Origin of the sequence: Autumnicola aciditolerans (assembly GCF_041679265.1) — a bacterium.
In the GTDB taxonomy this organism is placed as follows: domain Bacteria; phylum Bacteroidota; class Bacteroidia; order Flavobacteriales; family Flavobacteriaceae; genus Autumnicola.
Genome location: NZ_JBGFSM010000004.1, coordinates 100241 through 112778, shown reverse-complemented (window position 1 = coordinate 112778; position 12538 = coordinate 100241). Strand labels below are relative to the sequence as shown.

7 protein-coding genes are annotated in these 12538 nt (G+C 40.1%); 4 read left to right on the top strand and 3 right to left on the bottom strand.

Features of this window, described 5'->3' with window-relative positions; translation table 11 throughout:
- Position 1: 1 nt before the first annotated feature.
- Entirely contained in the window at positions 2–712 is a 711-nt protein-coding gene (locus tag AB8M93_RS05350) for a hypothetical protein (protein WP_373056545.1), read from the bottom strand.
- 12 nt (positions 713–724) lie between these two features.
- A complete protein-coding gene (locus tag AB8M93_RS05345) occupies positions 725–2233 on the bottom strand; it encodes a chymotrypsin family serine protease (RefSeq protein ID WP_373056544.1) in 1509 nt (502 codons plus the stop codon).
- Between the two features lie 315 nt (positions 2234–2548).
- Between AB8M93_RS05345 and AB8M93_RS05340 the strand changes: the two genes are divergently transcribed.
- The 3 genes from AB8M93_RS05340 to AB8M93_RS05330 all read left to right on the top strand — a co-directional run bounded on the left by AB8M93_RS05340 (position 2549) and on the right by AB8M93_RS05330 (position 8110).
- Positions 2549–3829 carry an FAD-dependent oxidoreductase gene (locus AB8M93_RS05340; RefSeq protein WP_373056543.1) on the top strand — a complete coding sequence of 427 codons (1281 nt, stop codon included), beginning with the start codon at positions 2549–2551 and terminating at the stop codon, positions 3827–3829.
- 101 nt (positions 3830–3930) lie between these two features.
- Complete coding sequence (locus tag AB8M93_RS05335; protein ID WP_373056542.1) at positions 3931–6555, top strand: PAS domain S-box protein; 2625 nt, start codon at positions 3931–3933, stop codon at positions 6553–6555.
- A 376-nt stretch (positions 6556–6931) separates the two neighbouring features.
- The gene (locus tag AB8M93_RS05330; RefSeq protein ID WP_373056541.1) at positions 6932–8110 is read left to right on the top strand and encodes a sensor histidine kinase; all 1179 of its coding nucleotides are present in this window, start codon (positions 6932–6934) and stop codon (positions 8108–8110) included.
- Between the two features lie 18 nt (positions 8111–8128).
- On the opposite strand, the gene AB8M93_RS05325 is transcribed toward AB8M93_RS05330, so the two are convergent.
- On the bottom strand, positions 8129–8896 hold the full coding sequence (locus AB8M93_RS05325; RefSeq protein ID WP_373056540.1) for a LytR/AlgR family response regulator transcription factor: 768 nt from the start codon (positions 8894–8896) through the stop codon (positions 8129–8131).
- 428 nt (positions 8897–9324) lie between these two features.
- Between AB8M93_RS05325 and AB8M93_RS05320 the strand changes: the two genes are divergently transcribed.
- On the top strand, positions 9325–12531 hold the full coding sequence (locus tag AB8M93_RS05320; protein ID WP_373056539.1) for a SusC/RagA family TonB-linked outer membrane protein: 3207 nt from the start codon (positions 9325–9327) through the stop codon (positions 12529–12531).
- Positions 12532–12538 lie beyond the last annotated feature (7 nt).

The window sequence follows — 12538 nt, the reverse complement described above, 5'->3', positions numbered from 1 at the left end:
ATCAATTTACATTCTTATTTAACATTACGCCTATTTCATCTACATTAAACCGGTCCAGATATTTCCTGAAATCTGGTAATAACGTGGCATTACTGAACAACCAGTTTTTATCGTTTATAATAAAATTGAACTCTATTGTAGGGTTATTGCTCCATTTTGAAAGATTAAGGCATAATTCCCTAATCCCGGCAGGAATTGGAATACTGCTGAAAAGCAATTCTCCAAACAACACCAGAATTGAAATTTCCCGGGCAGGAATCGCGCCTGGTAAAATGGGATAATCTATAGTTTCGCCTCCTAGAGCCAGTACCTTTTTTAGCCATACCGGTATAGGCAAAAGGTTGCCGTGTAAGCAATTTGGAGTGGGAGGATTGTTGATTTTGTCTTCAAAAGAGGCCAGCGCGGCAAACAGGATCGCATGGGACTCCTGCATGGCATATTGCAAATCTTGCTGTTGCACCTGCACTGCATGTTCAAGAGGAATTTTTTGAAGCCTGTTAATAATATACCCGGTGCCATTATTTGAAATATAAGTACCGTCTTCCAGCTTTACTGCAAAGCCGGAAGATGAGGTGCTTATACGTAAGCTGAAATACCGGTTATACCAAAGCATTTCTTCAGTTACCAGTTTCAGGTTTTTAACCTGTGGCCGGAGCAGCTTAAAAAGCCAAAATGCTGAAAGGTCATCTGTGGAAGAGAAAATATAGTTCACCTTTATTTTCTTTTAATACAGATGTTCAGAATCTTTTTGATCTTTATACTGCTTGGCTTTTTTAGATTTTTGCCTGTATTCTTTTTGAAGGTCCTGCTCATTTTTATAAGAACTGCGGGAAAGATCTGGCCGCAGGTTACTTTCAATAAAATGTGACAGCTGATTAACCGTATTTTCCAGCGCCTCAATTCTCCTGGTTATTGGATTGTTGAAGTTGTCCCCGGGATTTTCGAAAATATCCTTATCCTTCTCTTTAAACTCCTTACGATCCTTTTCTTTTATTTCCTTGAGCTCTTTATCTTTATCCTTTTCCTTCTCCTTAAATTCCTTGACTTCTTTATCTTTCTCTTTTTCTTTGATTTCTTTTCCTTCTTTGTCTTTCTCCTTTTCTTTTTCTTTAATTTCCTTTCCTTCTTTTTCTTTTTCCTTAATGTCTTTGTCCTTATCTTTTTCCTTGAATTCTTTTACCTCTTTAAACTCCTTATCTTTTTCCTTTTCCTTGATTTCCTTCAATTCCGGTTTTCTCTTTGGCAGGCAAACACTTACATCCATTTCGGTAAGCACTTCTGCTATGGGGTTTGCAATACCAAAAACTCCTTCTTCCAGGATAATATTTCCGTCATCATCCCGCTGTTCAATATTCCCGGCAAAATAAAGGCCTATCACTTCATTGCTTGCGTTTACCACCACAGAGCCGGAGTCTCCTCCCAAACCAAAGGCATTGCTCTGGGCAGTGTCCACATCAATCCCAATCTGATCGGTAAGTGTAACATCTCCAACCCCGTCGTAATTAATGATTACGGTAAGGTCAATACTGTCTATAGTCCCGTAGGTAAGTTCTGTGGTTCTTCCCCTTTTTCTCACATTCTCACCAATAGAAGCAGTAGCGATACCACTTATATCTCCAATGTCCTGGATGCTGCAGGCCACATCCCTCTCAGTATCCAGAGTGGCAACCGCGCAATCCACACTGCCTCCAAGCGAAGCACGTGATAATTCGCCTACCACATCTGCGGGGCAGCTGCCACCATCAACCCGGCTGGGCTGCGCCATGGTATCCCCGGCAGACCAGCTGTTATTAAGTGCCATCACGTGAAAATTGCTCAACATCATTTGGTCATCGGTAGTATTGTCATTAACAATCATCCCTAAGGTTCCAACATAAATATATCCTCCAACTGCCCGGCAGGGACCAATACTTATGCCGCCCTGCAGGGGATCATATCTTCCCGTATCTGCCATTAAGGCCAGTTCAGACACTTTTTTCCTGACTACATGCGGCCTGAATTTCATCTGGATAACATCGGTTTTAAACTTTCCCACTTTAGAGGGAATTTGTTCATCATCAGGAATGTCTTTTTTGGCCTTTTTATCGGTTACATAGACCCTTATGGCGAGCTCATCGGTTCTTTTTCCCTTTACAATTTTCTTTCCCACATCCACAGCATTTACTCCTGGGATCTTAAGCAGGGAATCTTCAACTTCTTGTTTTTTCTTTCTAATGCTGGACAAATCTTTCATGACTTAGATATTTAATAGAGGTTAATATTAAATTAGGATCTAAAACCTGAATAAATTGTGGGTAGAGTTTACAATTTACTGTAAATAAGTGTTTTATGCTATTTTTTCACCCTGTTTTTGATGTTGTGGATTCTGCAGAAAGAAAATTTTTATATAGTGTGGAGAAGGAAATATGATCAATAAGGCGGTTATCAGGAGCATTTTGGCAGGAAGCCGGGCAAATTAAATTTTTTTTAGAAAAAATATCTCTTAACAAACGTAAAGCGGTAAAAAGCCAGTTAAACCTTAAATTTGATATAACCTGAAGCAAAAGCTATGGAAAAAAAGGACTACAAAATAAATATTGTTGGCGCAGGATTGAGCGGACTTACCGCCGCCAGGATTTTAGAAGCTAATGGTTATTATCCCGCAATTTATGATAAGGCAGAAAAACCAGGCGGCAGGCTGCAAACCGATATTGTTGAAGGTTACCAGCTGGATCGTGGGTTCCAGGTTTTATTAAGCGCCTATCCAAAGCTAAAGGAATATGCAAATATGGATGCTTTAGAACTACAGCCGCTAAAACCCGGGGCAGTTATTTTTTCTGAAGGCAAAAAGCATCGTATTGGAGATCCATTTCGGGATCCTTCAGCGTTATTGCCTACAATATTTTCTAATATTGGTGCGCTTGCTGATAAGTGGAAGATTTTAAAGCTTACGTTGGAACTTCGGAAGAAATCACCTGAAGAAATTTTTAGCAGTAAAGAGATGAGCACTTTGCAATACCTGCAGGAACAGGATTTTTCAGAAAAAATCATTAATAGTTTTTTCAGGCCTTTCTTTGGAGGTATTTTTTTAGAACCTGAACTAAAGACCTCTTCCCGGATGTTCAAATTTATATTTAAGATGTTTGGAGAAGGCAGGGCGGTGATCCCTAAAACCGGAATAAAAGCCCTACCTGCTCAAATGGCCGCAAATCTTAAACATACCACCTTTCATTTTAATAGCACTGTAAAAGAAGTACGTAATGAAGGTTTGATTTTTTCAGAAGAAAAAAAAGCAGCTTCCCATTTTACCATTATTGCCACTGAGGCGGAAGAACTGGTTCCCAACTTGCGGGGACAGGAAGTGAAATGGAAATCCTGCTATAATTTCTATTTTACCACTAAGAACAGAGTGATAGACGATGCGGTTATTGGTTTAATAGCAGATAAAGAGGCTTTGATTAATAATATTTTTTATCCTACAGCCATTGCTGTAGAAGAAAAGGGAGAGCAACAACTCTTATCTGTGACGGTAATTAAAGAAAGCCCTCTTTCTCCTGAAGAACTAAAGGAAAAGATTATCCAGGAGCTGCGCCGGTATTGCGGGATAAAGGTGCAAAAGTTTATAAAATATTACCGTATTAAAAAGGCACTACCAGATCTTACCCAATGCCAATATGATATGGACCCTACAGAAACCAGGCTAACTACTCAAATATTCATGGCCGGGGACCAGCTGTTAAACGGATCGCAAAATGCTGCCATACTTGCAGGAGAACGTGCCGCATGGGGAATTATTAGCATCCTTGAGGAAGGTGCAAAGCCTTCAGGATTTACCAGTGAGTATAGATAGATTGTAAAAGCTTTGGTTTAAAAACCAGGTAAAGCCCACCCTGTATTTTCTTTTTTGGCTAAAAAATAATGTAATTTTAGCACAAGATTTCAAATAACTTCATGAAGAAATATCCTAAAGCAGCATCAACTGCTAAAAGATCCTTTGTAACGGCTATTGTAGATACAGTGAAGGAACCCGTGGTGGTTATCCATAAAAGTGGTGAAATTTTAAGTGCTAATCCATCCTTCTATAATGTTTTTAAATTAGAGGAAAGTCCTGAGGAGGAAGTATACCTGGCCAATTTTCCTTTTTTTGCAGAGCTGGAAGTACGCCTGCAGGAGATAACTTCAGAAGAAAAATTAAAGGATGTAAGGATTGCTTTTCAGCTTAATTCGGAAATCACAAAGATTTTCCTGGTGAATGCCGCCATTTTAGAAGGAGAGGAGCTGGCTAAGGATCTTATCCTGGTTTCCTTTTACCCGCCAAAAATAAGTTTTAATAGTACTGAAGATGAATCGGCAAAAGATGACCTTAAAAATATAAGGAAAATACTTTCCCAGACACCAGCGATGATATGTGTACTGCGGGGCCCCAATCATATTTTTGATTTTGCAAACGATAAATATCTTAAATTAACCGGGAACCGTAATATTCTTGGAAAACCCGTACGGGAAGCGCTTCCGGAAATCGAGAGTCAGGGATTTTTGAAAATCCTGGACAAAGTATATTCCTCCGGAAAAGTTTTTATAGGAAATGAATTGCAGATCAACCTGGAAACAGGACAGGATCAATTGAAGAACTCTTACCTGAATTTTGTTTACCAGCCGGTTTTAAATAACCTGGGAGAAGTGAGCGGGATATTTGTTCATGCGGTGGACGTGACAGAAAATGTTATGGCGCGCAAAAAACTGGAAGAAAGTGAGCACGAATTGAGAAAAGTTATAGATACCGTTCCCGCCATTATCTGGATTACAGAGCCCGGTGGAAAAAACAGTTATCTCAACAAGAAATGGTATGAGTATACCGGCCAGTCTGTAGAAGAGAGCAGTAATTATGGCTGGTTAAATGCGTTACATCCTGAAGAGCGGCTAAAAGTAAAGGCCGCGTTTAAAAAGGCCAACAAACGGCAGGAAGATTACAGTGCCACCTTTAGGGTACGCAACCGGGAAGGAAAATACCGGTGGGTTTTGGATAGTGGAAGCCCAAAATATGGTTCAGACGGCAGTTATGAAGGAATGATTGGCACGGTGGTGGACATTCATGAAGATAAGATAAAGGAACAGCTGGTAAGGGAAAAAGAGCACCGCATAAGGTCTATTATAGAAGAAGCTACGGTCGCAACAGCGATTTATACCGGCAGGGATATGAAAATTGAAGTTGCCAATGATGCCATGATCAAGCTTTGGGGGAAAGACCATTCGGTAATTGGAAGTACCTTGCGGGAAGCTTTGCCTGAACTCGAGGGGCAGCCTTTCCATAACTTACTGCAGATGGTTTACACTACGGGGGATACCTACTGGGGCAAGGAAGATCCTGTAGATTTAGTGATTGATAATAAGCTGCAAACCGGCTATTTTAATTTCACCTATAAAGCCCTCAGGAATGAAAAGGGAGTAATCTACGGTATTCTTAATATGGCTATAGATGTTACCGAAATGGTTAAATCTAAAGAGCTTTTAAAACAAAGCGAATCCCGTTTCCGGCAACTGGCAGATTTGATGCCGGAGAAAGTTGCCGGTACAGATGCTGAAGGTAACTTTACTTATTTTAACCAGAGTTGGCTGGAATATACCGGCCTTAACAATAATGAACTTATTAGCAGGGGCTGGTCAAATTCCATTCATCCGGAAGAGAAGGAGGCATTTTATAACAACTGGCAGCTATCTCTAAAATCAGGAAAAGATTTTGAAATGGAGTTCCGCTACCTTAATGAAAAGAATAAATACAAATGGCATCTTAGCCGGGCAGAGGCAATTAAAGATGAAAACGGAAATATTAAGATGTGGATTTGTACTGCAACAGAGATCCAAAAATTAAAGGCAGAAGAAAAGCGAAAAGAAGATTTCTTAAAAATGGTAAGCCATGAACTAAAAACGCCGCTTACTTCCATGAAGGGATATGTGCAGCTTCTGCTAAGCCTATTGCAAACTGAAGAAGAGGCAGATCTAAAAAAGCTGCCGGTAAAAAAATACCTGGAGCGCGTAGACCATCAAATGGGCAGGTTAACCAGGCTAATTTCTGAAATGCTGGATCTTTCCCGTATAGAAAAGAACAAACTGGAGCTTAAAAAAGAAACCTTTTCTCTTAATGACCTTATTCTTGAAACCATCCAGGATATTAAATATACTAATTCCGGGCATAGCATCACTTTTAGCAGTGAATACAATTGTGAGATAAATGGAGATAAAGACCGGATAGGCCAGGTCCTTATTAACCTAATTACCAATGCTATAAAATACTCTCCTGTAAATCATCAAATTGAAGTAAGCATTAAAAAGCTAAAAGGGGAAAAGGTAGGCGTAAGTGTAAAAGATTCCGGGATAGGAATAGGTAAGGAGAACCAGAAGAAAATCTTTAAAAGGTTCTATCGCGTAGATGGAAATAATGAAGAAACGTATTCTGGCTTTGGAATAGGGTTATACCTTGCCAAGGAAATTATTAGGCGGCACCGGGGAACGCTTGTAGTAAAAAGTGAAATGGGAAAAGGTTCCGTTTTTACCTTTACATTAGCCGTTGCCGGATAGTCCTGTATTCCTTTCTTTCTCTAAGCAAATCTATTGAAATTTAAAAAGAACCTGGGATAAGGTTTTAAAATTTCTTCATAAGCATACTCCAAAAAGTTTCAGGAAATCCTTTTAGTGATTAAATAAAGTACTTAAAATCAAATTACGGGTGGTTTAGATCATTTAAGGCTACAGCACCCGCACGTCCTCTATATTTGAAGTAAATAATGTAGATAAACACATACAAGATATAAGATCTTTGTTTTCATGTTTAGCATTATTTGAATTAGCCAAAAGAAGAACCAGCGTGCAGCTGGTTTTTCATTTTATAAAGATCGCCGGCTGCTTTTAACTTCCGGCCTTCGGGTGCATTTACGCTGATAAAAAAAGTTTCTGTATGGCTTCAGATAAAAAAATATTTACAGGAACCCGGGAAATGTTTAAATACTTAAAAAAGAATTTAGATGCCAGGCTAACCGGTTATCTGGCTCTTTTCTATTTTGTAATTTACCTGGTGGGTATTTCCAAAACGCTATACATCAGGTTTTTTGTTTATAAAAGGGAAGGAGATTTTACTTTGCCCCAGCTTTTTTGTTTCTGGTTCCTGGACTGGTTATTTGTGGTGGGATTCATGACCCTTATAGCTGTAATCATCAAAAGAATGAAGGAGCGTGGCATTAGATGGAAAAAGGTATTGTTTCTCAATCTATTTTTTGCTTTACTAATGGCTGCTTTTGCCCAGCTGCTTTTCGATTTTGCGAAGTTTTTTGTTTCTTCAGGGAGCCTGTCTAAATTTAATCCACACCAGAGCCTTATCAATTTTATAGCCTTGCTGGATATTAACCTGCTGGTGTATGCCAGCCTTGTATTTGCCATTTATATCTATTATTACATTAAAGAATTAAGGAAGAAAGAGGCAGAGAAACTGGCATTGCAATCGCAATTAGCTGATGCCAGGATAAGGATGCTCACCGGCCAGTTGCAGCCGCATTTTCTGTTTAACTCCATCAATACCGTTGTTGGCCTTATAGATATAGACAAACGAAAGGCGCAGGATTGCCTGGTGGATTTAAGCGATTTCTTCAGGGAAGTGTTGTCTAACAGTCAGCAGAACCTTACCAGCGTAGGAAGGGAAGTTTGTATTCTTGAAAAATATCTAAATGTAATGCGGGTGAGATATGGGGAATATTTACAAATAAAGAAAAAGATCTCCAAAGAAGTCCTGGATTTCCAGATTCCTGCCATGTTGTTACAGCCGTTGGTGGAAAATGCCATAAAACATGGCTATTCCAGGGAGAAAAAATATTTGTCTGTGCACATAAGCGTCACTTTAAAAGGGAAATATTTAAGGATTGAAGTAAAAAATGATGGTAATCCCATTACAGATATTGATCGTGTTTTTACCAATGGAGTGGGTTTATCTAATTTACGCAAGCGTCTTTCCAGATTATACAAAGAGGACTATAAACTAAAGGTAAAGAACCTGCCGGAGCTAACCGGCGTGGGCATTTATATAGAAGTTCCTGCCGGGAACAGGGCTTCGCGAACTGCGAAACCCAATTATTTTACTGGTTAAATATTTACAGGCTCCTGCCTAATTATATATGCCAAGGCTTTTCAGGAATTCTTTCTTATGGGATTTACTTACCCTTATAAGTTTATTATCCTTCATGCGTACATCAATTTCAGAATAATCTGAATGTACAATTTCATGGATAAAATCTATATTTACTATAGAAGACCTGTGAATGCGGCAAAATTTTGCCGGTTCCAGGACTTCAGTTAAATTGCTCAGGGACTGGCGCAGCACATATTTGTTTTCTTCTGTAAATATTTCGGCATGATAGCCAGAGGCGAAAATGTATTTAATATCATCTACCTTAATAAGAATGGTTTTATTGCCCAGTTTAATAGGAAGTTTTTTTAGCAGTCCGTGTTCACTTTTGCTCTTTTTTAATTCCAAAAAACTTTCCAGTTTTTCCCCGAATTGCTGTTCCAGTTGCTGTGGCTTTAATTTTTTAATCCTGTCCAGGCTTTCGTGAAAACGGTCTTCTTTAAAAGGCTTCAGCAGGAAATCTGCAGCATTATTATCAAAAGCTTTTACCGCATAAGCCTCATAAGCGGTAACAAAGATGATAATGGGTAATTTTTGGCCTTTTAGTTCAGAAATTACATCAAAGCCAGACATATCTTTAAGATCTACATCAAGAAAAAGAAGATCCGGCTGATATTTTTCAATTTTCACGATGGTTTCTTCCCCGTTGCGGCATTCCTGAATTTCACCTATCTCTTCCCGTTCTTTAAGCAATTTTGAAATCCTTTTACGGGCGTAAGTCTCGTCGTCTACAATAAGCGCTTTCATAATAGTTGTTTTTTGATTGATGAATGATGATGTTTAATAAGGGATGATATATAATGGACGATGAAAAATCCACTTTGTTACTAATATTCCAATTTTTTTGTTGAAAAAACAGGAGATTAGCAGAAATAGAACGTAATAATTAACGTATTAGTGTGTGGTATAGGAAAGTATGCGCCAGATCTTTTTCTGAACAGCAGAAAGAAGAAAGTTTTTATCCCATCATTTTTCTTCTGAAAAACCCTGAATGATGTAGCTGTGCCAGGACGCTTATACTTCAAATCTGGTCATTCAACACTTTCAAAATATTTTCTGAAGCAGGAATAGAATGATTCAGAGCAAATATTAAGGAGCTTAATTCATTGAAGACTGCTGCAAAAGCTCTCCCGCTTACTTTTAACCGCGTTAACTCAAATTTTAATTATTACATAATGAAAAGCAAACTACATTTTCTTTATCTCGTAGTATTCCTGCTGCCGGCTTTTTCTCTTTTTGCCCAGGAGAAAACGGTTACAGGAACGGTTACAGATGAGCAGGACTTGCCACTTCCGGGGGTAAACGTTCTGGTGAAAAACACTTCTACCGGAGTGCAGACAGATTTTGATGGAAATTATTCCATCTCGGCCGAGCCAGGAGATGTTCTGGTATTTTCTTTCGTGGGACTTGAAACCAAAGAAGTAACGGTGGGCACCCAGGATGTCATTAATGTTTCCCTTGCATCAGATGCTTCAGAGCTGGACGAGGTAATTGTTACCGCTTTTGGCGGTACAAAACAAAGGCGGGCTACCACTTATGCCACAGCCACAATAGATGACGAGGAGCTTAATGAAACTGCCCCAACAAGTATTTTTGAATCACTTTCCGGAAGAATTGCCGGTGCCAATATTACCACTCCGGCGCAGCCAGGTGCTTCTTCAAAGGTTATTATACGGGGTTTTACCTCTATTACGGGGTCTAACTCTCCTTTGTATATTGTTGATGGAACTCCTATTAATGCCGATCCTACGGGCTCTACCGGGGAAACCACAGCTATTGGTTCTTCTATAGACAGGACTTTTGATGCCGGGAACGGGATTAGTGATATAGATCCTAATATAATTGAAAAAATCACCGTCCTTAAAGGAGCCGCCGCTACCGCTTTATACGGGAACAGGGCTGCCAACGGGGCTATTCTTATTACCACTAAAAAAGGTAAGCAGAATGATAAAATAAGTATCGATTTTTCTTCAGCTGTAGATTACCTGGAGGTTTCCCGTGTTCCACATTTCCAGAACGGCTGGGGCCAGGGATGGGCGGGTGCCAGTTATTCCAGCCTGCCAGACGGCAGCCAGGGGGCAAGTAACGAAAATGGCTCCTGGGGAGCAGCTTTTAACGGAAGTATTCGCCCATGGGGCCAGATTGTGGATAATTCGCAGTTGATTAAACCTTACAGTGCTTTAGAAGACAATGTGAGGGAATTTTATGATGTTGGCCAGTCCTTTTCTAATTCCATTCGCTTAAGCGGCGGAAATGAATTCTCCACTTTCGCCCTTACCGTATCAGATTTAACGCTTGATGGTGTGATTCCCACCGAGGCAGATAAGCTAAACCGAAGGGCCATGAATTTTAACGGCGGGATGAATGGGGAAAACCTTTCAGTAAAACTCAGCGCCAACTATGTAAAAAAGGATCAAAATGTGGTAAATACCGGGCAGGGGGATAGTGCCGGCCAGGGAAGCACCTTTATGCAGGAGATTATCCAGGTGCCAAGGGATATAAGCCTTCTGGATTTGCGCGATTATATAAACAATCCTTTTAATACGCCGGGGAACTTTTATACCCCATACGCCCAGAACTCTTATTTTGTTCTGAATGAAAATGCTACTACGGTAAAGGAAGACCGCCTTTTTGGAAACATAAACCTGAAGTATAATTTTGATGATTTCCTGTATGCCGTCTGGCAGATTGGCGGAGATATTCGTAATGAACGCGTGTCAAGTTACGGGGCTATTGTAGATTACCCTGAAGGTTCTCCCCAGGATTTGCTTAATGCAACCGAAGTTGTTGGGGGAGTGAGCGAGCTAAAAAGGACCCGCAAAGAATACGACACCTATTTTAATGCCGTTTACGACCGTTACCTTACTGAAGATCTTAATCTTGGAGTGGTTGCCGGGATTAACTATAACGAAAGGCAAACCAATTATTTAAATGTTGCGGTAACCGGGCTTGATATTCCAAATTATTATGAACTGGGAAACAGTGCCAACATGCCCGAGGTTGACCAGGCAGATCTAAAAAGAAGGTCTTACGGTATATATGGCCAGGTAGAACTCGGTTTTCTGGACAGGTATTTCTTAAACCTTACTGCACGTAACGACTGGTCTTCTACCTTGCCGGTAGAGAACAACTCTTTTTTCTATCCTTCGGCTTCTTTAAGTGCGATTTTGCTGGATAATAATGTACATTATTTTAAACTGAGGGGGGCATGGTCCCGCGTGGGCAACGATACCGATCCTTATTTAACTGAATCTACTCTTATCCAGGGAGTATCAGATGCCTATTTTGGGGAGATACAATTTCCTATAGGAGGAGTAAACAGCTATGAACTCGCCTCGCAATTAGGAAATTCTGAACTAAAACCTGAAACCACCGAAGAGGTGGAAGTAGGTTTTGAATCCACCTTTTTTAATAACCGCATCAGCCTGGATGTAGCGCTTTACGACAAGCAAACATCAGATTTGATTGTAAACCTGCCTATAGACCCTTCTACCGGTTTCTCTTTCTTCGCCGGGAACTTTGCCGATGTGCAAAACCGCGGAATTGAAGCTGTACTCGGGTTTACCCCGATACGCACAGAAGACCTGAAATGGGATTTCACTTATACCTTTACCAAGAATGAGAATGAGGTTACCAAATTACTGGGAGGTCTGGATAAGTTGAGCTTAACCAATGCCTACGGAGTTAATTTTTATGCCCTGGAAGGGCAGCCTCTGGGAGTTTTCTATGCCACTGTGCCAAAAAGAACCGAGGATGGCGAATACATTGTAAATGCGGAAACAGGTTTTTACGAAATGACAGATGATGAACAGCCAATCGGTACTTCTCAAAGAGATTTTATTATGGGATTGTCCAGCAGGATTACCTATAAAAACTTCAGCCTTTCCGGAAGCATGGATTGGAAAGAAGGAGGTAAAATGTATTCCTATACTGCAAGGCTATTAGGCTTTACAGGTAATTCCATAGCGACAACTTTTAATGAAAGAAAACCATTTATCATTCCTAATTCCGTAGTAGAAAACGAGAGCGGCGGATATGAAGAAAATACCATTCCTGTGGCTTACGATCAGATTACCAATTTTTATAATGCCAGCCAGAATGGAGCTATTGAATACACCCATGTGATCGATAAAACTTTTATACGCCTTAGAGATGTTTCTTTAACCTATACCGTAGATAGTGATCTTGTGCAAAAACTTGGGCTGCGTACCGCCTCGGTAAGCGCATACGGAAAGAATATTTTCATGTGGACCCCGGCAGAAAACCCTTATGTAGATCCAGAAGTGAGTACTTACGGTTCCGGCCTGCTGAGTGAGTTTGGGGAATTCTCTGCCAACCCGGCACAAAGGTCGTATGGAGTAAAGTTAAACATAGGACTATAAATTAATA

Bases quoted from the DNA above. Each gene is read 5' to 3' on its own strand.
- AB8M93_RS05345 (WP_373056544.1), bottom strand. From the start codon at position 2,233: ATGAAAGATTTGTCCAGCATTAGAAAGAAAAAACAAGAAGTTGAAGAT.
- AB8M93_RS05340 (WP_373056543.1), top strand. From the start codon at position 2,549: ATGGAAAAAAAGGACTACAAAATAAATATTGTTGGCGCAGGATTGAGC.
- AB8M93_RS05335 (WP_373056542.1), top strand. From the start codon at position 3,931: ATGAAGAAATATCCTAAAGCAGCATCAACTGCTAAAAGATCCTTTGTA.
- AB8M93_RS05330 (WP_373056541.1), top strand. From the start codon at position 6,932: ATGGCTTCAGATAAAAAAATATTTACAGGAACCCGGGAAATGTTTAAA.
- AB8M93_RS05325 (WP_373056540.1), bottom strand. From the start codon at position 8,896: ATGAAAGCGCTTATTGTAGACGACGAGACTTACGCCCGTAAAAGGATT.
- AB8M93_RS05320 (WP_373056539.1), top strand. From the start codon at position 9,325: ATGAAAAGCAAACTACATTTTCTTTATCTCGTAGTATTCCTGCTGCCG.